Annotated in this window: 22 protein-coding genes, 1 pseudogene and 1 other annotated feature; of the genes and pseudogenes, 20 read left to right on the forward strand and 3 right to left on the reverse strand. The window is 39.0% G+C overall.

Going from position 1 to position 21,255, the window contains the following annotated elements; all coding sequences use genetic code 11:
* Positions 1–168: 168 nt before the first annotated feature.
* From IGI50_RS07330 to IGI50_RS07375, 10 genes are all read left to right on the forward strand, one after another.
* Positions 169–588: a PTS sugar transporter subunit IIA gene (locus tag IGI50_RS07330; protein WP_010744704.1), complete on the forward strand. Its 420-nt coding sequence runs from the start codon at positions 169–171 to the stop codon at positions 586–588.
* Positions 585–1,055: a PTS sugar transporter subunit IIB gene (locus tag IGI50_RS07335; protein WP_010744705.1), complete on the forward strand. Its 471-nt coding sequence runs from the start codon at positions 585–587 to the stop codon at positions 1,053–1,055. The genes IGI50_RS07330 and IGI50_RS07335 overlap by 4 nt, the downstream gene beginning before the upstream one ends.
* Before the next feature lie 14 nt (positions 1,056–1,069).
* Positions 1,070–1,858, forward strand: coding sequence for a PTS mannose/fructose/sorbose/N-acetylgalactosamine transporter subunit IIC (locus tag IGI50_RS07340; protein ID WP_010744706.1), 789 nt, complete (start codon positions 1,070–1,072; stop codon positions 1,856–1,858).
* Between the two features lie 15 nt (positions 1,859–1,873).
* A complete protein-coding gene (locus IGI50_RS07345; RefSeq protein WP_218257235.1) occupies positions 1,874–2,689 on the forward strand; it encodes a PTS system mannose/fructose/sorbose family transporter subunit IID in 816 nt (271 codons plus the stop codon).
* Positions 2,690–2,776: 87 nt separating this feature from the next.
* Positions 2,777–3,754: an SIS domain-containing protein gene (locus IGI50_RS07350; protein WP_114526078.1), complete on the forward strand. Its 978-nt coding sequence runs from the start codon at positions 2,777–2,779 to the stop codon at positions 3,752–3,754.
* Positions 3,755–3,892: 138 nt separating this feature from the next.
* The gene (locus IGI50_RS07355; protein WP_438776621.1) at positions 3,893–6,622 is read left to right on the forward strand and encodes a sigma 54-interacting transcriptional regulator; all 2,730 of its coding nucleotides are present in this window, start codon (positions 3,893–3,895) and stop codon (positions 6,620–6,622) included.
* 8 nt (positions 6,623–6,630) lie between these two features.
* A complete protein-coding gene (locus tag IGI50_RS07360) occupies positions 6,631–7,263 on the forward strand; it encodes an HAD family hydrolase (protein WP_010744710.1) in 633 nt (210 codons plus the stop codon).
* A 91-nt stretch (positions 7,264–7,354) separates the two neighbouring features.
* Positions 7,355–7,586: a binding site (T-box leader), on the forward strand.
* 72 nt (positions 7,587–7,658) lie between these two features.
* The gene (locus IGI50_RS07365) at positions 7,659–8,474 is read left to right on the forward strand and encodes a MetQ/NlpA family ABC transporter substrate-binding protein (protein WP_438776622.1); all 816 of its coding nucleotides are present in this window, start codon (positions 7,659–7,661) and stop codon (positions 8,472–8,474) included.
* Positions 8,475–8,496: 22 nt separating this feature from the next.
* Positions 8,497–9,003 (forward strand): peptide-methionine (S)-S-oxide reductase MsrA, encoded by a 507-nt coding sequence (gene msrA / locus IGI50_RS07370; RefSeq protein WP_002334638.1) that lies wholly within the window; start codon positions 8,497–8,499, stop codon positions 9,001–9,003.
* Between the two features lie 110 nt (positions 9,004–9,113).
* The gene (locus IGI50_RS07375; RefSeq protein WP_311854784.1) at positions 9,114–9,521 is read left to right on the forward strand and encodes an SRPBCC family protein; all 408 of its coding nucleotides are present in this window, start codon (positions 9,114–9,116) and stop codon (positions 9,519–9,521) included.
* Positions 9,522–9,637: 116 nt separating this feature from the next.
* Here the strand turns inward: IGI50_RS07375 and IGI50_RS07380 are convergent, their stop codons facing one another.
* Entirely contained in the window at positions 9,638–10,309 is a 672-nt protein-coding gene (locus IGI50_RS07380) for a Crp/Fnr family transcriptional regulator (RefSeq protein ID WP_218257239.1), read from the reverse strand.
* A 212-nt stretch (positions 10,310–10,521) separates the two neighbouring features.
* On the opposite strand from IGI50_RS07380, the gene nox reads away from it, so the two are divergent.
* Entirely contained in the window at positions 10,522–11,853 is a 1,332-nt protein-coding gene (nox, locus tag IGI50_RS07385) for a H2O-forming NADH oxidase (RefSeq protein WP_438776623.1), read from the forward strand.
* Positions 11,854–11,912: 59 nt separating this feature from the next.
* Here nox and IGI50_RS07390 read toward each other — a convergent pair whose 3' ends face one another.
* Positions 11,913–12,467: a GNAT family N-acetyltransferase gene (locus IGI50_RS07390; RefSeq protein WP_218257241.1), complete on the reverse strand. Its 555-nt coding sequence runs from the start codon at positions 12,465–12,467 to the stop codon at positions 11,913–11,915.
* A gap of 251 nt (positions 12,468–12,718) precedes the next feature.
* Between IGI50_RS07390 and IGI50_RS07395 the strand changes: the two genes are divergently transcribed.
* Entirely contained in the window at positions 12,719–13,165 is a 447-nt protein-coding gene (locus tag IGI50_RS07395; protein ID WP_438776624.1) for a TIR domain-containing protein, read from the forward strand.
* 154 nt (positions 13,166–13,319) lie between these two features.
* Here IGI50_RS07395 and IGI50_RS07400 read toward each other — a convergent pair.
* Positions 13,320–13,700 (reverse strand): annotated as a pseudogene (locus IGI50_RS07400) (PH domain-containing protein).
* 481 nt (positions 13,701–14,181) lie between these two features.
* Between IGI50_RS07400 and IGI50_RS07405 the strand changes: the two are divergent.
* The 8 genes from IGI50_RS07405 (at position 14,182) to IGI50_RS07440 (ending at position 21,242) form a co-directional block, all read left to right on the forward strand.
* On the forward strand, positions 14,182–15,213 hold the full coding sequence (locus tag IGI50_RS07405) for a sulfurtransferase (RefSeq protein WP_311854789.1): 1,032 nt from the start codon (positions 14,182–14,184) through the stop codon (positions 15,211–15,213).
* Positions 15,214–15,588: 375 nt separating this feature from the next.
* Positions 15,589–15,948, forward strand: a complete 360-nt coding sequence (locus tag IGI50_RS07410) for a 4Fe-4S dicluster domain-containing protein (protein WP_438776625.1) — start codon at positions 15,589–15,591, stop codon at positions 15,946–15,948.
* Positions 15,945–16,700: a heterodisulfide reductase-related iron-sulfur binding cluster gene (locus tag IGI50_RS07415; RefSeq protein ID WP_438776626.1), complete on the forward strand. Its 756-nt coding sequence runs from the start codon at positions 15,945–15,947 to the stop codon at positions 16,698–16,700. The genes IGI50_RS07410 and IGI50_RS07415 overlap by 4 nt, the downstream gene beginning before the upstream one ends.
* Positions 16,701–16,709: 9 nt before the next feature.
* Entirely contained in the window at positions 16,710–17,948 is a 1,239-nt protein-coding gene (locus tag IGI50_RS07420) for an ABC transporter substrate-binding protein (protein WP_218257245.1), read from the forward strand.
* A complete protein-coding gene (locus IGI50_RS07425; protein WP_218257246.1) occupies positions 17,941–18,798 on the forward strand; it encodes an ABC transporter permease in 858 nt (285 codons plus the stop codon). Before IGI50_RS07420 ends, IGI50_RS07425 begins: the two co-directional genes overlap by 8 nt.
* A complete protein-coding gene (locus IGI50_RS07430) occupies positions 18,792–19,586 on the forward strand; it encodes an ABC transporter permease (RefSeq protein ID WP_218257247.1) in 795 nt (264 codons plus the stop codon). Before IGI50_RS07425 ends, IGI50_RS07430 begins: the two co-directional genes overlap by 7 nt.
* Positions 19,570–20,565: an ABC transporter ATP-binding protein gene (locus tag IGI50_RS07435; protein ID WP_438776627.1), complete on the forward strand. Its 996-nt coding sequence runs from the start codon at positions 19,570–19,572 to the stop codon at positions 20,563–20,565. Before IGI50_RS07430 ends, IGI50_RS07435 begins: the two co-directional genes overlap by 17 nt.
* Positions 20,562–21,242 carry a TIGR04283 family arsenosugar biosynthesis glycosyltransferase gene (locus tag IGI50_RS07440; protein ID WP_438776628.1) on the forward strand — a complete coding sequence of 227 codons (681 nt, stop codon included), beginning with the start codon at positions 20,562–20,564 and terminating at the stop codon, positions 21,240–21,242. The genes IGI50_RS07435 and IGI50_RS07440 overlap by 4 nt, the downstream gene beginning before the upstream one ends.
* The last annotated feature ends 13 nt before the right edge of the window (positions 21,243–21,255 follow it).

A 21,255-nucleotide genomic window follows, 5' to 3' on the forward strand; every position in this document is an offset into this window, starting at 1 on the left:
ACCGATAGAAGTCCTTCCAACACTCTTGCCCACATTATTTGTCGTGTCAAACAATGTGTTGAAAGCGTTTGATAAAGTGTTGATAATAAAGGGTTTGTGGCTTCTATAAAAAATTGGCACGCTACTTGCTTTATATAAAAGTGAGAACAGTTATAAGGAGGATAGGGAATGAACAAGATTATTTTAGCAAGCCACGGAGAGTTTTCACAAGGATTGAAGCAGACTGCGTCAATGATTATCGGTGATGAAGGCAATATTTTTGCTCTTTCAGCGTTTCGAGATGAGGATGAGCCGATCAAAAATCAAGTAGAACGTCTACTCCAAACAATCGGTTATGAAGATGTGTACATTTTAACGGATATTTTCGGTGGAAGTGTCAATAATGATTTGTTAACGATTCAACAGGAGCATCCAGAGCTTCATTTATTTGCAGGGATGAATTTACCCTTGGTAATTTCCATTGCGACGCAAGCTGGTAAGATTGAGTCAAATCAGCTAGCAGCGATTCTTGAGGAAAGCCGACAAGGAATGATTGATTGCAAACAGCTATTAACAACAAAAATTAATATTGGAGGGGACGATTTATGATTAAGCTTGTACGAATTGATTATCGTTTATTACATGGTCAAGTAGTATTTTCTTGGACCAAGTCACAGGGAATCAACCGCATTATCGTAATCAATAAAGAAGCAGCGACGGATGAATTCAAGAAAATGTCACTAAATCTGGCAAAACCAACTGGTGTAAAATTGAACATTTTTACTGTTGAAGAGGCCTTGTCAAAAATGCCTAAAGTAGAAACATTGAACGAAAATATTATGCTGATTTTCGGAAATACGAAGGAGACATTAGCCTTTTGCGAAGCCTATCCTAAAATCAAGGAAATCAATTATGGCGGGATACCAAAAACCAATGATGGAAAGCAATTTGGCAGTGCGATTTTCTTAAATGAAGAGGAACAGCAGGAAGCTAGAAAATTGAAGGAGATGGGTGTGAAACAATATATGCAGCAGATACCAACCTCTAAATCAGAGGATTTAAATAAATTAATTTAAAAGGAGGGCTTTAAATGTTGGTTCAATCAATAGTTTTAGGATTGATTGGTGTGTTTGTCATGTTAGACTCTCGCTTGTTGGGGCGACTGAACTTCGAACGGCCGTTAATTGTTGGGACCTTAGTTGGTCTGGCGTTAGGGGATTTGGAGAAAGGGTTGCTAGTAGGGGCATCCATTGAATTGATTTCATTAGGTGTCGTTCAGGTCGGAGCTGCCGTACCTGCAGATATGACATTGGGTGCAGTTATCGCAACGGCTTTTGCAATTTTATCTGGTTCAAATGCAGAGACAGCTTTGACCATTGCGATTCCGATCGCAATTTTAGGGCAATTATTGGGAATTTTGATGCGAACGGTTTTGGCTAGTTTGACCCACCGAGCCGATTCGTTAATTGAGGAAGGAAAGTTCAAAAGGGTGCAACATATCCATATTGTATGGGGAACCATCCTGTATTCCTTAATGTATTTTGTCCCGATCTTCCTAGCCATTTATTTTGGAACGGACTTAGTTAAGTCGATTGTGGATGCGATTCCTCAGTGGATCACTGATGGCTTGAGCTTAGCAAGTAAATTGTTGCCAGCCTACGGGTTTGCTTTACTGTTGCAAACGATGCTGTCTAAAAAAATGATGCCGTTTTTGGTTTTAGGATTCCTGATTACTGCTTATTCAGGCTTAGGAATTACCGGTGTGGCACTATTTGCTGGAATTGTCGCATTTGTGATGTATCAAATTGAAGCGAATAAATCTGGTGGCAGTGGCGGCGGTGGTGCTGCTGAAGAACCTGACGCACTGGATGATCTATAAAAGGAGGTTAAGAAAATGGCAAAAGAAAAGGATCAAAATGGTCGTAAGTATTGGCAATTTTTCTGGCGCTCATGGGCCATTCAAGACTCTTGGAACTATGAACGTGCGATGAATATGGGTTTCTTATACGGGATTGCACCAACATTGGACCGTATCTACAAGGATCCAAAGGATGAAAACTTGAAGAAGGAAGCTTACCAACGTCATATGCTGTATTACAACTGTACACCGCAGACAAGTGCCTTTGTCTTAGGGTTGGCGGCTTCAATGGAAGAGCAATACTATGAGGATCAAGAAGGATTTAATCCGGATACGATCAACTCGGTTAAAACGTCATTAATGGGTCCATTATCTGGTATCGGGGATTCCTTCTTCCAAGGAACTGTTCGTGTCTTGGCCTTTGGCTTGGGAATTAATTTGGCGCAGCAAGGCAGTATTTTAGGACCAATCTTAGCGATGATCATTTCATTTGTTCCTTCTTTTCTCGTGACTTATTATGGTGGGAAATTTGGGTACAATATGGGGAATAAATATTTAACAAGATTATATGAAGGTGGTTTGATGGACCGCGTGATGTATGTGTGTTCCATTATCGGTTTGATGGTTATTGGTGCAATGATCGCCAGCATGATCGGAATCACTACGCCAATTAAATTTGGGAAGACATTTGTATTGCAAGATGTCCTAGACAATATTATGCCGCAGATGCTGCCATTTGCTTTGACGATGCTCATGTATTGGCTGCTGCAAAAGAAGGTCAACACAAGTGTGATGTTGCTGATTTGTATTGTCGGCGGATTAATTTTAAGCGCTTTAGGGATTTTCGTTTAAATCAGGTAGTTGGAGCGAAGCTATGGAAAGGAAAAACATAGTGATGCTTCTCTAAATAAAAAAGAAAACTGAGGAGGAATTCAGAAAATGAATTCAACGATGGAAGCAAAAGAAATTATCAAAGAAATAGTAGGGAAAACAGAAGTGAAACACGTTGTTTTCGTTGGCTGCGGGGCGTCAAAAGCAGATTTGTATCCAGCAAAATACTTTTTAGACCAAAATGCGAAACAATTACGCATTAGCCACTACACAGCCAACGAATTCAACTTTGCGACACCAACTTCGGTCGATGAGAACACAGTGGTGATCTCAGCTTCACTTGGAGGTGCAACTCCAGAAACAGTAGAAGCTAATGCAATTGCCAAAGATAAAGGTGCTACAGTAATTAGTTTAACACGAATCGTTGACGCACCGTTAACAAAAGATGCAGATTATGTTATTTATCATGGGTTTGCTGAAAACTATGCAACGAAACTTGAAAAAACAGGTTATTGCTTACTACTAGCGGTTGAGTTATTAAATCAGGTGGAAGGCTATGAACACTACGATAAAATGATGGACGGTTTTGCCAAGATTTATGATCTCGCTCAGGAAAGTGCAGAATCAGCGCGTAAAGCAGCAAAACAATTTGCGCAACGCTTTAAAGACGAAAAAGTTATTTATATCATGAGTAGCGGAGCCACTCATGAGGTAGCGTATTCTTCTTCCGTTTGCTTGATGATGGAAATGCAATGGATCAATTCGGGTACTTTCCATGCAGGAGAATTCTTCCATGGCCCGTTTGAGATCGTTGATAAGGACGTTCCATTTATCCTATTGATGAACGACGGAAAGACACGGGCGATTGATTCACGCGCCTTAGCCTTCTTAGATCGTTTTGATGCAAAAACAGAAGTTGTCGATGCATTAGATTACGGCTTATCCGCTTTTGTTGAAAAAGAAGTTTTAGATTACTTCAACCCATTTGTAATCACAGCAGTATTCAGAGTCTATGCTGAAGAACTGTCCTATGCGAGAGAACATCCTCTTACAAAACGTCGTTATATGTGGAAACTTTCTTACTAGTCGCAAAAAAACTTTGCGAAAAAACTGAGATACTTTATCTCGGTTTTTTCGTTTTATAAAAAATGAATCCCTTAGATAAAGAAAATGCTATAAAATAAAGTTGAGGGTACAAAAATCGATGAAAAGCAGGTGATGAGAATGAAAAAGGAACTGGATGACTATTTATATGAGTTAACGATGAATCTCAAAGAAGGATCAGAAGAGGCGTTTTCAGCTTATAAGATTGCTGAATCACTGCAACTCAATCGTAGTACCATCAGCAGTTATTTGAATCAAGCATTTCGTGAGGGAGAACTGATAAAGATAAAAAGCTATCCTGTTTTGTTTTTACATAGAAGAGCATTAGAAAACGCTTCTATTCAGATAGACAAAGCGGAGTACGAATCGATCAAGGAATTATTTGCACAAGATCGTGGGAATGCCATTGAAGAAATCATCGGTGCGAATGGCAGCTTGAAGGAAGCGATCGATCAAATCAAGACGGCTGTCTTGTATCCTCATAACGGATTACCGATTCTATTGATGGGTGTAAGCGGTTCAGGAAAAACTTTTTTGGCAGAAAAAATTTATGAATACGCCAAGGAACAACAGGTGATAGAATCAAATGCTCCATTTATCGCCTATAATTGTGCTCAATACTTTAATAATCCAGAGCTATTATCCTCCGCGTTGTTTGGACATACAAAAGGAGCCTTCACAGGAGCGGACCATGAGCATAATGGACTGATTGAAAAGGCAGATGGCGGCATCTTATTTTTAGATGAAGTTCATCGCTTATCTGAAGAAGGGCAAGAGAAGCTGTTTACCTTCATGGATACAGGCGAATTTTCACCCATGGGAGACACCAGTATTCGAAGAAAAGCGAATGTCCGCTTGATTTTTGCAACGACGGAGAACGTTTATTCCGCTTTTTTACCCACTTTTTTAAGGCGTTTACCAGTTATTGTTACCTTACCCAAATTTCAAAATCGGCCGCAATCTGAGCGGCTGCGCTTGATCGATTCCTTCTTTATTTCAGAAAGCAGCATTTTGGATAAGGAGCTGCAGGTTTCTTATCAAATGATTGATTTCTTGCTAAATAGTGATTTAGAAGGAAATGTCGGGAAAATCAAGAATATCATCAAATACGCCTGTGGAAATGCCTATGTGCATCAGAAGAATAGTCAGACGATCTTTGTTCGGTTAAAGGATCTGCCACTAGAGTACAATCTGAAATTCAAAGAACAGTTTAGTAAACCAAAGAAGAAAATGTCAGATCGCACATACCTACCCAACACGACTCAGCAAATTCACTTGGAAAGCAAAGAGACACAACTGCTTCGTAATTTTTTTGATGAAGTCGTATCAGAATTTAAAAAGGTCCAGAAAAAAGAGAGTCAGCCGCAAGAATTCATTGAGGATACTGTTAGTCGTGTGACACGAATGATGGACGAATTTATTTTTCAAGGAACGTATGAAAAGGAAGAGTCTTTATATTCCGTGCTGACTTATCATATTCGACAAACACTGGATATGATGTATGAGAACTATGGATTTGAACAGGATGGCAATCGGGTTGTTTCTTTAGCAAGCTATCTTTATCTAAAGGATAATACAGATATTTTAGATAGTGATTATGGCTGGCAGGAACAAAAAAATGAGCTGATGGAATTCTTGGATTCATTTTTAGAAACGCCATTTTGGTATGCTAAAAAGCTATTGAGCTATTTATCCCAGCAGTTGGATCAGCGATTATTGGATGAAGATATTGTTTTTGTGACCTTTTATTTTTATAGTTTACAGATCAGCGACCTGCCGAATGACGTAAAATGTATCGTACTAGCCCATGGCTATTCGACGGCCAGCAGTTTGGCGAATGTCGTGAATCGGATGTTAGGGAAAAATGTGTTTCAGGCCTATGATATGCCCATCAATATCACCTTAGACAAGGTTGAAACACAGATTATTCGTTATATCAATGATTATCGTACAGATTCAGGATTGATCCTACTAGTAGATATGGGTTCCTTCAATCAATTGGGGGAACGTCTTTCAAATCATATTAAGAGTCCTTTGGTTATTATTGATAATGTCAGTACACCGCTTGTATTGGAAGTCGGAGAACATATTGTTAACGGCAACAGTGTCACCGAAGTTTATGAGGCGATTACTGTCGAAAACCGTATACAAAAGCAACTGATCATCCCAGAGGTAAATAAGAAAAAAGCGATCATTACCTGCTGTTATACAGGAATAGGAAGCGCCACTCAAATCCAAGAAATCCTACAGAAGTGCTTAGGTGATTCTGCAAAGGAATTGACCATCCTGCCTTATGACTATAAAAAATTAGCTGAGAATAAAATGTATGAGACTCCATTTCAGCTGTATGATGTCTTGATGATCGTTGGGACAGAAAACCCGAAAATCAATCAAGTCCCATACATTGGTTTGGATCAATTAATCAACGGAGAAGCCGTTTCAGAATTTGCGGAACTATTGCATGAACAAGTCGACATTGATAGTGAAGCCTTCAAGAGTCAATTGATTTTTAATTTCTCAATTAACAAGATCGTAGAAAATTTAACGATCCTTGATGCAACGAAAGTTTTGAGATTGGTACAAAAGGCTGTCAAAGAACTCGAAAAACTAATGGGGATCGAATTTTCAAACAATCAATTGTTCTTGCTTTACATGCACTGCTGCTCAATGATCGAACGTATTTTACGCAAAGAAAGTGTAGATGAACAAGCAGATATCAAAGAATATGTTCAAAAAGAGGGACATAATATGGAGTTGATCCATCAAGCATTTCAAGAGGTTGAGAAGGAATATACGATTGAGCTTCCTTTGTTAGAGCTTCGCTTACTAAATGATATTGTGAAGGACTAGGTGAGAGAATGAGAAAAGCAGTAATATTTGATATGGACGGTGTGCTAATTGATAGTGAACCCTTCTATTTTAAACGTCGAATGGATTTTTTTAAGTCTAAAGGCATTCAACCAGGCTCTGATAAATTTGAAGATTATGTAGGAAACTCGGAAAAACAAACATGGGAAATGCTGATTCCTAATGATGAAATTACACGTGATCGCCTTCATCGAGAGTACCTTCATTACAAACAGCAACACGGAATTGATTTTTCAAAGGCTATTCGAGAAAGCGTGCCCTCAGTATTAGAACAATTGAGAGTAGAAAATATCGCAATTGGATTGGCCTCGTCATCCCCACGCAAAGAAATTGATCAAATGTTATCCGACTGCAAATTGGAACGCTATTTTTCATATACTATTAGTGGGGAAGAGTTAAAGGAAAGCAAACCTAATCCGGAAATCTATTTGATCAGTCGCGACGCCTTAGCCTGTGATGATTGCCTAGCTGTGGAAGATTCAACATTAGGGATTGCTGCGGCTAAAGCGGCGGGTATTTATACGGTTGCTTTGAAACAAGGGTTCTTTATGGATCAGAGTAAAGCGGATATTATTATCAATGAGCTGACAGAGCTTGTGACTTTGCCACAGGTAACACGATAGAGGTGAAACTCCTCAATTTAAAAGTTGAGGAGTTTTCGCTCTTTTTTTGTTGCAAAGCAAGATTGTTTATATTAGAATAACGTAAATCAATAATGAAGCATTGAAGAGAAGAGTAATTGACTAATAGACGATTAAAGAGACCCTCGGCAGGTGAAAAGAGGGATCGTGGAAAATCAATGAAGATGAGCTCTGAGCCTCTAGTTTGTTCACGCAAGCTGGACGGGAAGCGACCGTTACATCGCCGGGTATGTTTGTACCGTTGAGGTATTATTTGTGAGAATAATACGAATAAGGGTGGTAACGCGAAAATATTCGTCCCTTTATTTATCAGGATGCTGATAGGTAAAGGGATGAATATTTTTTTTATTTGTCAAAAAAATTGGGAGAGTGTTTGTATGAAAAAAATTGGTTTGGTTTTATTGGTGTTAGGTTGTGTGACTTTATTAGCTGCCTGCGGCTCGGGTTCAGCAGAGAAGACGGATAAGGTAAAGATCGGTGCTTCGCCGACTCCCCACGCAGAAATCTTGGAGCACATTAGGCCGGAATTGAAGAAGAAAGGGATCGATCTAGAGATCGTCAAGTTCGATGACTATGTTTTGCCAAATAAGGCATTGGAAAATGGAGACATCGATGCGAATTATTTTTCAACGGTTCCATACTTCAATTTGCAAAAGAAAGAAAATGGGTATCAATTTTCAAATGTGGGGGCGATCCATCTTGAACCAATGGGCATTTATTCACACAAAATAAAGAAAATTGCTGCTATTCCCGATGGGGCAAAAGTGATTGTTTCAAATGTGCCCTCTGAATGGGGCCGAGTCTTAAATATCTTTGTAAAAAATAAGTTGATCAAAATTAAACCTGGGATGCAAATTGATCAGGCAACTTTTGAGGATATTACTGAAAATCCTAAAAATCTGGTCTTTGATCATAGTGTGGATCCGACATTACTGACTTCAGCCTATGAAAATAATGAAGGGGATTTAGTCGCGATTAATTCTAATTTTGCTTACGAAAAAGGGTTGAATCCAGTGAAGGATTCCTTGATGATCGAACAAAACGATTCGCCATATGTGAATATTGTCGCGACGAAAACGACGAATAAGGATAATAAAGACATTAAAACAATTGTTGAAACATTGCATGAAGCCAAGGTTCAACAATGGATTGAAAAGAAATGGGGCGGGTCCATCGTCCCTGTGGATGAATAAATGTAAAGGATAGGTGAGAAAGATGGAGCGAGCAATTTTTGCAGGAGGTTGTTTTTGGTGTATGGTTAAACCCTTTGATTCATTGCCGGGAATTGAATCAGTGATTTCTGGGTATACTGGCGGTGAGAAAGAAAATCCAACGTATTTAGAAGTAAAGAGCGGCGATACAGGCCATACTGAGGCGGTAGAAATTATTTACGACCCAGAATTCATTTCATATCAAGAATTAGTAGAAATTTATTGGCAGCAAACAGATCCGACAGATGCTTTTGGTCAGTTTGAAGATCGTGGCAGCAGTTATCGTCCGGTCATATTTTATTTTAATGAAGAACAAAAAAGAATTGCTGAGAAAAGTCGAGACAGCTTGCAGGCAAGTGGAAGGTTTGATCAGCCGATCGTAACAACCATCGAGGCTGCAAAAACTTTTTATCCTGCTGAAGCTGAACACCAAGATTACTACCAAAGAAATCCGGAGAACTATCAAAGAAACGCCGAGCGAAGAAATAAATTTATTCATGAAGTTTGGTAAGTCCAAGAACGGTCAATCCACCCTTATTAAAACACGCAGAATTAGTATCAAAACTGAGAGGTTTTACTATGTCCAGTACAGTAAAATGATAATAAAGGGGTTGGATAATTATGACTACTGCAAGAATCGAAGCAATCTTTCATGCTGATATAGAAAAAGTTTGGCAGGTGGTCACTTCAATGACAAACACAAAGTGGCGAAGTGATCTGAATAAAGTTGAAGTCCTCGAAGATCAGAAGGTTTTCGTTGAGTACACTACTCAAGATTTCCCCACGACCTTCACAATCACAGAGTTTGAACCCATGAAGTTTTATGCATTCGAGATGGAGAATGTAAATATGAAAGGAAAATGGACAGGTGAATTTTTCTCCTTAAGTGATCACAAAACAAAAATCCATTTTACTGAAGCGATTCAGGCTAAAAAAATTTACCTGAGACCGTTTGTTAAAAGCTATCTAAAAAAGCAACAGAAAACGTATGTAAACGATTTGACTAAATATCTACAAGAAAGTTTTTAAGGCTGGAAACGCTGAGTATTTCTTTAAGTATTGTTCAACACGTCACTGAAAGTCGCGCTTTTTAATAGTAAATACCCATCTGACGATTTTTCAGCTTGCGTCGGATGGGTATTTTATCAATGATTTATTTTGAAATACTCTGCTTCAGAAGATCGGTATTTAAGTTGTTCCATGTCAGTAATCTGAAATTTCCGTTTTTCCCGTTTTAAAATACCATCATCACATAACTTATTCAGTAAGCGCAGCAAATGCCGATAGCTAATCCCAATCGTAGCGGCCACATCTGTCAGATTATCGAAAAAATAATTCTTATAGGAGCCTTGTAAGATATAGGTACATAATCGCTGTTCACCGGAATATAAGGCGTTCGACGTATAGTTATGCGAGCTGTTAATTAAGTTTTCTGACAGCCCTTTGGCTAACGTGGTCATAAATGTCAAATTTTTAAAAATCGAATCTTGATCATCTTGAAATGGAACGATAATGACTTCGAAAGGGGAAAGGGTAATGACCGAAGCAGTGGCATAAGTCGTGTTGGACATTAATTCAACATCACCAATCAACCCACTAGATAGGTAATAGGCCAACACTAAATCTTTTCCGCTGGGGGCACTTGTACAAACTTTGGCTTTACCAGATACAACGATCATAATATATTTATATTCGACGCCTTGAGAAAAAATCGTCTCACCAGATTTGAATTGTTGGACTTCGCAGACCGATTGGTGATCCAACAAGCCATACTTATTGAGTAAATCAAGATGATGCTGTTTTAATTGTGGGGTCATTTGTTCTCCTTCGCTTTCTTTGGAAGTGTTCTCTTCTTTATTCTACTATATATGAGTATTTGTTGTGTTAAGTAACGATCAAATTAGCAAAACCTTTCAATAAATGTCCAAGAGATAAATAAAAAGGATTTTTCTTTTGATGAAATCTTCATGTGAAGTATGCTACAATTATTATGTATTGAAAACGATTGCAAACTCAAGGGGGAAAATGTATGACAAAAACGGTAATAGTAGGAACAAACCATGCTGGGATCGCTGCGGCAAACACACTTTTGGACAATTTTGAGGACCAAGAAGTAGTAATGATTGATCGCAATAATAATCTCAGCTATTTAGGCTGCGGAACTGCCTTGTGGGTAGGGAGACAAATCGATTCTTATGAAAATTTATTTTATACAAAACGAGAAGATTTTGAAGCTAAAGGTGCTAAAATCTTTATGGAAACAACCGTTGATCGAATTGATTATGATAAAAAAGAAGTTCATTGTTCAACAAAATCAGGAGAAAATTTTGTCGAAGCTTATGATAAATTGATTTTGGCAACGGGCTCTGTGCCAATTTCTCCAAAGGTTCCTGGTCGAGATTTGGAGAACATTCATTTCTTAAAACGATTCCAGGATGGACAAGCGGTTGATCAGCTGTTAAGCACCGACGGGATTAATAATGTTGCGGTTATTGGTGCTGGGTATATTGGTGTAGAAATCGCCGAAGCGGCGAAACGTCGTGGAAAAAATGTTTTGCTTTTTGATGCGATGACACGCTCGTTACCAAGCTACTATGATAAATGGTTCACCGATGATATGGATGCCGTTTTGAAAGAGCACGAAATCGAGCTTCATTTCGGTGAATTAGCAACGGAATATAAGGGCGATGGAAAAGTTGAAGCAATTGTGACAGACAAGGGCGAATACAAGGTAGACTTAGTCATCAATGCCATTGGGTTCCTGCCAAACAACGAGTTGGGTAAAGAGCATCTAGAGCTGTTCAAGAACGGTGCGTATCTGGTGGATCGTCATCAACAAACAAGTGATCCAGATGTTTACGCAGTAGGAGATTGTGCGACGATTTATTCAAATGCGCTGCAAGCTACGACGTATATCGCACTAGCAACCAACGCTGTTCGTTCGGGGATTGTTGCCGGTTATAATGTCGGCGGTGTTGGGCTGGAATCAACAGGCGTACAAGGTTCAAATGGTATTTCAATTTTTGGTCTGCACATGGTTTCGACCGGCTTGTCTGTGGAAGCGGCAGAGAAAAATGGTATTGACGTGAAATATACGGACTTTGAGGATCTGCAACGCCCTAGTTTCATGAAGCACAATGCCAATGTTAAAATTAGAATTGTTTATGAAACAGATTCTCGCCGCGTGGTTGGGGCACAATTAGCCTCCACTGAAGACATCTCCGGTGTGATCCATATGTTCTCACTGGCAATTGAAGAACAGGTCACGATTGATAAATTAAAATTATTAGATATTTTCTTCTTGCCACACTTCAACCAGCCATATAATTACATTACGATGGCTGCATTAAGTGCAGAATAACAAATGAACGAAGCCATAAAACAGCTAAAAGCCGAGCTGTTTTATGGCTTTTTTGTCGATTATTCTTTCAGGGGTTGGTTTGCTTCCTTTAGAACGTCTAAAATTTTTTGATAATTTTGATTTTGAAAAATCTGATAGTTCAACTTTTCATAGAGCTTCACCGCATGATGACTCCAAGTCTGTGTATTCAAGTAAAGATCCTGGTGAGGATAATACTCGTGCAGTAATTGGGTGACACGAATAGCTAAGGCTTTGGCTAAACCTTTTCTCTGCTCCTCTGGAAGAACCCCTAACCAATGAAGACGCGGAGAATGATCATCTGTCCACCAAGCAGTAAAGGTCCCCACCTTTTTCCCTTCGGCATTTTCAACAAAGAGCATCCTTTTTTTTAATTCGTCCTGATAAGGAGCAAATGAGCGCTGAAAATAATCCATGGCGTCTTTTTCTGTCTCAAACTCTAAAACAGCGGTTTCTATCTTGCACCACTCTTTTTCATCCCCCGGTTGATAAAAAACGATACGGTAATCTTTCGGTAGTTGAATTTCTGGTAATGGCGGTGCATCTGAAGGGCGAAACATTGTAAATGGAATAAAAGGAACGGACTTATCCAACATAATAAAACCTCCATTTTCTTTTTCATTAAAATCGTATCATGTAGGAAAAGCAAAAGCTAGCGAAGTTTTTAACTCTTTTCAGACAAGAGTAAAACGCTTGTTCTCCATAAAAACATCTATTATAAAAAAATTGGAGCCATTGCTTGATGCGGGTATTATATAATGAATAGAGAAATTTGAATTCAGATTTTTTGGGACATGTCAATATGTTGTTAAAAGAATCCGAGGAATGAAAAAGTTATGAAAATGATTTGTCAAGGGCGCTAGTTGTAAAAAATAATTGGGCTTTAAAGGAAAATGAAGAATCTGGTTTTATAAACAAAGGTGAATTTGAGCGAATCAAGCGCGACGGAGAGGAGAGTATCAGGCGATGGATAGATAAGCAATTAGCAGGAACATCTGTAACAGTCGTATTAATCGGTAGTGAAACGCTAGATTCAGAGTATGTCCAATACGAAATTGAAAAAAGCTATGAACGTGGGAACGCCATCATTGCTCTAAAAATTGGAAAAGTAAAAAACTTGAGCCAGAAGACATCAATCAGTCAATCCGTCGTAAAAATCGTTGGAAAAAAAGCCAATGGTGAATTGCTTTGGTTTGATGAGATCATAGATGGGGAATATGATTATATCAAAAATGATGGCTATAATAACCTTGAGCAATGGATTGAAAACGTCGATAAAGTGAAGGAAAGATAAGTGATCTGTCACAATCGAAAAATAAGTATTTAAGCAATACTTTAAAGGAGATTACAGGCAAAATGAAGAGAATAAAGGGGAAAAACACTAGAGCTTCACTAGGGGAGAAAAACAGGACAAGAGCTTGAACAAAATGTTCAAATCTTGTCCTGTTTTATTTTGACAACGCCAAAGCCAATGCTTTTTGAACCGCAACAATATTTTTATCCTTACGAAATTGAATCGTCTCCGCTGGTAGTTCTCCGCTAGAGATCCAAATCTTTAATTCTGCATCTAAATCGAAATGTCCGCTGGTTTCTACAGAAAAGCGTGAAATAGAACGATAAGGAATAGATTTGTATTCAACTTTCTTACCGGTCATTCCCTGCTTATCCACTAAAATTAAACGAAAATCAGTGAAAACGATCAAATCACGAACCAGTTTAAACGCAAGAGACACCGTTTACCCAGCAATTAAGACATCCACTAATTTCTCTTCAACCGTTTTGTTATTGTGTTGACTGGCATTTCCCATTAATCCATCAAAAATACTCATAAAACAACCTTCCTTCTTTTAATTGTTAAGCTAATTTTAGCGGATAATGAATGGAAAAACCACTTTATACTGATTCAAACAATAAGAATAAATTCTAAATAAAAACCATTCCTTCACAAAAAAAATTTTTGTTTTTTTTAGTTAAAATGCCCTTGCTAATCTAATAGGGTTTCGATATACTCGGAAGGGAAAAGAGCCCGGTTTCAAAATTGGGAGGTAGGGGGTGTTCTCATGCTTAAGAACTATCAGCTTTGACTGTGAAATCAATCATTACTTAGAGTTTCTAAGCTAGCAGAACAATTCATTTTCCTCCGCTCAACTTTTTTTGCGACCTGCTAAAAGGGCTATTAGGCGCGCAAAAAAATAGTCTCAGCGAGGAAACATACTTATTTCGGTATGTTTTTTTGTTGTGTTCAAAAGAAATAATTGTTATTGCTGAAAACGTTTCAAGTGAAAAAATAAACTTTGAAGGAGTATCACAATGAAAAAAATTTTCGCAGTAGTAAGCTGTCTACTTTTAACAGCGTTAGTAGTCTATTCAAAAACAGAAGAGGTTCATGCAGCCGAAAAAAAGACTAAAGTTCAACGTTTAGTCAAAAGCAAAGAGATCAAGGACGATGATTTCTTTGTCGATGCAAAGTGGCTAAAGAAGCAAATGAAAGAGGACGATAAAACGGTCGTAATTGAAGCTTCTTATGGTGAAGGAAAAGATTATAAAAAAGCGCACATTCCAGGAGCGCTTCACATTGATACGATGGAAATTGAAACAGAAGAAAACAACTGGAATATCTTGGACGCTGAAACATGTAAAGAAGTGTTCTTAAAGCGTGGCGTTACGAAAACAACACCAGTAGTGGTGTATTCAAGCGATATTAACGCAGCAGCTCGTGTGGCTTTTGTGGCCTACTGGCTAGGTGTCGATAATGTGAAGATTCTGGATGGCGGATTGAAGGCTTGGGAAAAAGCGGATTACAAAGTAGAAAAAGGCAATGAAGAAGCTACAGCAGCTAAAGATTTTGGCGCTGAGGTTCCAGGACGTCCTGAGAGCTTAATTTCAACGTCAGCAGATGTATTAGCAGCCAAAGAAAAAAATCCTGACTTAGTTCTTGCAAGTATTCGTTCATGGAAAGAGTTCACAGGAAAAACAAGCGGCTATGATTACATTGAAAATGCTGGCGAACCAGAAGGGGCAGTTTACGCCAAATCAAGTAAAACTAGTGCGGATGTAGCCCAACTAATGAACAATGACGGTACAGTAAAGGAGCCGACAAAAATTTTTGCGGCGTGGAAAAAATGGGGAATCACACCAGATAAAGAAGTCGCCTTCTATTGTGGAACAGGCTGGCGCGCGGCTACTGCGTTCTTTATCACGAAGCAAGAAGGCTGGAAAGATGTCAAATTGTTCGATGGCGGCTGGTATGACTGGGATAAAGCACACCAAAAAGATCCAAGTAAATACCCTGTTCAGGTTGGCGATCCTCGAGACGAAGATAAAGTGAAAATCTTGAACTAATGAAACTTCTTCGATATTTATTGCATTTAATCCAACTGGGACTGCTCTATGTCGTTTATTTGGTTGACGATCTCTACAAAAATCATCTAGGCTTTATGCGAAATGTCTCATTTTATTCCCATAAGGTTGAGGCCAGCACATTTGGCAGCATGTTATTCTTGCTGCCGGCCTTGCTGGTAGTGATCGCTGTCTTAGTGACTTTAAAAAGGAGAAATCTCGAAAGTATTCTTTTAATTGCTATAGGATTATTTTTTCTAGTTTGGCAGTTCGTATTCACTTTGAATACGACGCCCATCTATTATTTGGTGAGCGGTCTTCTATTTTTTGGATTTATGGTACAGCTCATCCTTGTATTCTTGAAAAGGGGCTAGTCAGATGGATTACTCAGAAAGAACCATTGAGATGTCTCAATTGATAGCAGAAAATTGTATAAGCTGTAAACGCTGCATGAAGGACTGTCTCTTTTTACAAAGATACTGTGAAGATCCGCAAAAACTGTTCCAGCGATTTTTAGAAGAAGGGCTTGATCCAATCATTCCTTATTCGTGTATGTTGTGCGGACGCTGCACAGTCGTGTGTCCACTAAAATTGAAATTAGATGAGGCTTTTTTAGCTATGCGTCAAGATTTGATCAGAGAAGGCTTGCCACTAAAACAGCTAAAAAGTGTGGAGATGCATCAAAAACTTTCCACCAGTAAATTATTTACAGCAGTGAATCGAGGGGACCAAAAATGAGATACGGCTTTATGGCAGGATGTTCATTGAGCTCAAGCAACCCAAAGCAAATAAAATTGATTATTGATTACTTAAAAGGATTTTACCCTGATCTTGCGGTCATACAAGGATGCTGCGGAAAACCAACACGCATGATTGGTCAGGAGCAACTGTTTCAAGAGCGCTTTGGTCACCTGACAGAACAAGTTCATCAGGCTGAAATCGATCAATTGATTGTTGCTTGTCAAGGCTGCATCAAAACAATGGCGATCCAAAACCAGTTTCCCACTATTTCACTATGGGTAAAGATGGCGGAACTGGGGTTGCCACAAGAGTTGATCGGTAAGGCGAACAACAGTGATGTCGTTTTCTCTGTTCAAGATTCCTGTCCTACAAAAGAAGTGACGGAGATTCATCAAGCAGTACGATTTTTATTAGAACAATTAGGCTATCAGGTGGCAAGCAATCGTCTGTCTGGAAAGAATACTTTATGTTGCGGAATGGGAGGCATGTGCGGGGTTTCAAATCCTGATTTAGCAAAAGATTTCGCTGAAAAACGTGTGCAGGATTTCAAGACAGATCACATTGTCACGTATTGTGCCAGTTGTACTTCGGCAATGATTCTAGGCGGTGGTCAAGCTTGGCATTTATTAGATTTGATATTTGGTGATGTGGTCCAGCAGAGCGATAAGAGTGAGACACATCCATTAGCCAATCCTTTGCGAGCGTGGAAAAATCGGTATCAGTCAAAAAAAATAGTAACAAAAGCATAGGAGAGAATAATGAAGAAATGGTTAACGGGTTTGTTAACGCTAGGGGTGCTTTTTTCCTTAGCAGCCTGTAAAACAAATGAAACAAAAGAAGCGAAAACAGAAGAAAAAATCACCAGCTTCTCTGATGCCGAAAAACAAGGAAAAGGTGAAACAGTGACCTTTTACGGGTTTGGCGGTGACGAAAAAGCCAATGCATGGGTAGATGAGGTAGTTACGCCGGCAATGAAGGAAAAATATGATATCACAGTCAAACGTGTGCCGATGGACATTGATCAGATTTTGAATAAGCTGACTACTGAAAAGGAAGCCGGTACTAAAACTGGAGACATTGATGTCATTTGGATCAATGGCGAAAATTTCTATACCGCAAAACAAGCGAAGCTGCTTTATGGACCCATTGCCAAAAACATTGAGAGCTTTGAAAAACTAATGGACATTGATGGTCATAATTCGCAGTATGATTTCGGAGTTAAAATCAATGGCTATGAAGTTCCTTACGGCAGTGCCCAATTAGTCTTCGCTGGCGACAAAGAGACATTTAAGAATGGATTTCCTACAGATACTCAAGCCCTATTAGCCTATGCCAAGGAAAACCCAGGTAAGATCACGTATACCGCGCCGCCTGAATTTACCGGCAGTGCTTTTGTTCGCAACATTATCTGTGATATTGTGGGTTATGATAAAGTCGAAGCGGCAGGGGCGACGAAAGAAGAGTTGTATAAGGTCATCAAACCAGGCTTAGACTATTTAAATGAAATCAAACCCTATTTATGGCAAGAAGGAAAAACGTATCCGACCACCACTGCGGAGCTGGATCAAATGTTTGCGGCTGGTCAAATCGACATGAGCTATAGCTATTCTCAAATGCATGTAGCTCAAAAACGCAGTGACAATGAGTTCAAGCAATCAACAGAATCCTTCTTATTCGATAAAGGAACGATTGCCAATCAAAGTTATTTGGCCATTGCTAATACTTCGAAAGTCAAAGCAGGAGCATTGCTTTTGATCAATGAAATGACAAGTGAATCTGCTCAGCTGAAAAAGGCAGAGGCGAAATATGGATACAGCATCCCACCATTTGATCCGGACAAACTTTCAGAAGAAACGAATCAAAAGCTGACGGACTTGTATAAAAACCAAGGCGTTCTATCACTTGAAGAAATGCAGGAAAAGCAAATACCTGAGGTGCAAGCAGAAAAAATTCCAATCATTGAATCGCTGTGGAAAGAGCATGTTTTAAATGAATAAAAATAGATTATTAGTCATCCCTTTTTTCTTATTAAACAGTGTTGTGATTTTTGCGGCACTGTTTAAAGGGATACAAATTAGTTTAGGCTATTATCCGCTAATTGGACTTGAAAAAATCAGTTTAACCAATTATCAGCAAGTTTTAAGTGATCCTTTTTTCCAAAAGTCGCTAGGTTACAGCTGCTACTTAGCGCTGACTGCGACTTTTTTGTCATTGCTATTTGGACTAGCGATAGCCTTTCTACTATTGAAAGTGAAAAGCCCTTGGTTGCATAAAATCATCAGTCTGCCGATCTCGCTACCTCATATCATTGTTGCGTTAATGGTGATGCAGCTGATTAGTCAATCGGGGATCATTTCTCGAGGATTATTTCAAATCGGTGTAATTGATGAAATCAACCAATTTCCCTTATTAATCCATGATGCTGGCGGGATCGGGATCATTTTAGTGTTTCTATATAAAGAGATTCCCTATGTTGCGGTAACCACATTAGCAATTTTACAACAGTTACAATTGGGCTACATTGAAGTGGCAAGAAACTTAGGTGCTTCTAAGACCCGAATCTTTTTCACAGTCATCCTGCCAATGCTTCAAAAAACGCTGATAACCTTGTTTATTATCTTATTTTGTTTCACTTTTGCTTCTTTTGAAGTGCCTTATTTATTAGGAAATCCGACAAATCAACCAGTGGCTTTGACCGCTTATGATTTATTTACTCAAGCCGACTTAACCACTCGCCCACAGGCCTTTGCTTTAAATTTAGTCATGTCGGGAATCTGCCTAGCAGTATCAGGAAGCGGACTACTCATTAGTCGTCTCTTGCCGGGAGGGAGAAAAAAATCGTGCTAACTTCAACGAGAAAATCCTATCTGCTTCTATTATTTTCGGCTGTTCTGGTGCTGTTGCCCATTGTCCTTTTAGTGATCTGGTCTGTTAGTGACCATTGGATGTATCCGGCAATTTTGCCACAAGGCTTGACTGTGAAAGCTTTTAGCCAAATGCTTCGTGAACCGAATTTTTGGCCGGCAGTTATCAATAGTTTTGTTATTGCTATCATTACCACTTTGATAAGTATCTGTATTGCCCTGCTTGCGGCTCGATATTTTGCTTTTCAGAAAAAGCTTTCTCATGGATTCATTGAAATTATTATTTATTTACCCTTGATTTTACCCGCCATAGCCATTATCACCTCTAGTCAAGTTTTATTCTTACAGCTGCATTTGACAGGTACCTTTATAGGAATTGTTTTGATTCATACCTATTTATGTTTGCCTTATGCCATGCAAATCTTATTAGAAAGTTATCGTCAGTTAGGGGAAGGTTATCACTTAACGGGACAAACGTTAGGTGCGAAGCCTTGGGTGATTTTTTGGCAAGTCACTTGGCCTTTACTACGTCCAGGGGTGATTGCTTCGGGAAGCCTAGTTTTTATCGTATCCTTTAGTCAATATTTGCCAACATTTTTTATAGGCGGCGGCAAAATTGTCACCTTGCCTTTGCTATTGCTTCCTTATGCGAATAATGGACGTTTTAGTCTTGCTTCATCCTATAGCCTAGTCTTTTTAGTCTGTACGATGTTAGGTGTCTGCTTATTGAAATTAGTTATTGGAGGAATTCATCGTGGGACTAAACGTTAGCGAAGTTCAGCTCTCTTATGGGAAAAAAAGAATACTAGATGAGCTTTCTTTTGAGATCAATGATGGCGAGATTGTCGCTCTTTTTGGTCCATCAGGAGTAGGAAAGACTAGCCTGCTTAAAATGATTGCTGGCATTCAGCCAGTTAATAAAGGAAAAATTATTTTTTCCGAAGGATATTCGCAGGAAAATACTGTTTTGGTCTTTCAGGATTTTTGGCTCTTTCCTCATATGAATGTGGTAGACAATATCGCTTTTGGGCTGAAGGCGAGAAAGTTTTCAAAAGAAAGAATCAGAGAAAAAATTAATAACATACTAGCAGCGTTTGATTTAAAAGGATTAGAGAAACAGTTTCCTGATGAACTGTCTGGCGGTCAAAAGCAGCGAGTAGCCTTAGCTAGAGCCATTGTTTTAGAACCCAAACTGTTACTGCTAGACGAGCCTTTCGCTAATCTAGACAGTCATTTAAAGGGAGCGATGCGTGAGTATTTACGTCGGCTGCAAAAGACCTATTGCTTTAGTGTGATCTTGGTTACTCATGATCGGGATGAAGCTTTTCAATTAGCTGATCGCATGATACTACTGCTTGATGGAAAGATTCAACAAATCGGGACGCCTCAAGAAATATATTTTTATCCGAGAAATAAAAAAGTAGCTAAGTCAATTGGGGAGAATAATTTCATTCCTGGAGTTGTCAGCGATCATATTTTTAACTTAGAAAATACGCATTTAACCGTTCGAAACCCGACGAATATTCAAGGAGCGGCATCGCTTTTTATACCGTATGGTGCAGAAATAGAAGTTTGTGAAGCAGGGGTGCCAGCTTTAGTAGAACATCACGAGTGGACACCGAATGGGCAGCGTACGCAGGTGAAAATCGGAAACACAAGCTGCATTTTTACAAACTTATCAAAAAAAATAATCGACCAACGACAAATATTCTTAAAATTCAATGACGATCTGCAGGTGATGCCTCGATGATTTCAATTATTATCCCTGTGTTAAATGAGGAGAAGAACCTCTCACGTTTATTGCATCAATTGACCCAATTAGAGGGGACGGTTCCTTATGAAGTGATCGTCGTAGATGGAGGAAGTCAAGATCAAACCGTTGCAATCGCAAAAAAGACGGCGATTGTTTATCAGTTGGAGAATGCTAATCGTGGCGCGCAATTGAACTATGGTGCGGAAAGAAGTACAGGTGATATTTTGTGGTTTTTACATAGTGATAGTCGATTCGAGGCTTCTCCCAAATTGTTAGAGCAGATTCAAGCAGCATTGAATGACGAAAGATTTAGTGCTGGATTTTTCAAATTGGCCTTTGATTCGTCAGAGCTGTTTTATCGATATTTAGCTGTTACGTCAAATCTACGAGCACGCTATTTAGGGTTGATCTTTGGTGACCAAGGATTGTTTACGACAAGGAAATTCTACGAACAGGCAGGAAAGTTTGAAGCCATTCCATTGATGGAGGATTGGAAACTAAGTCGACAATTGAAGCGGTTGGGAGAGTTTTATCCACTACCTCTTTCACTTACGACCTCCAGTCGCCGCTTTAGCAAAGGAAAACTTCGCACACATCTAAAGATGCATAAAATCAAAATCCTCTATGTAATGGGAGTGCCACCAGAAAAACTGGTGAAGCTTTACTACAAATGAAAAGGAGTCGTTC

It is taken from the genome of Enterococcus sp. DIV0170 (assembly GCF_051710765.1).
Lineage (GTDB): Bacteria > Bacillota > Bacilli > Lactobacillales > Enterococcaceae > Enterococcus_A > Enterococcus_A raffinosus.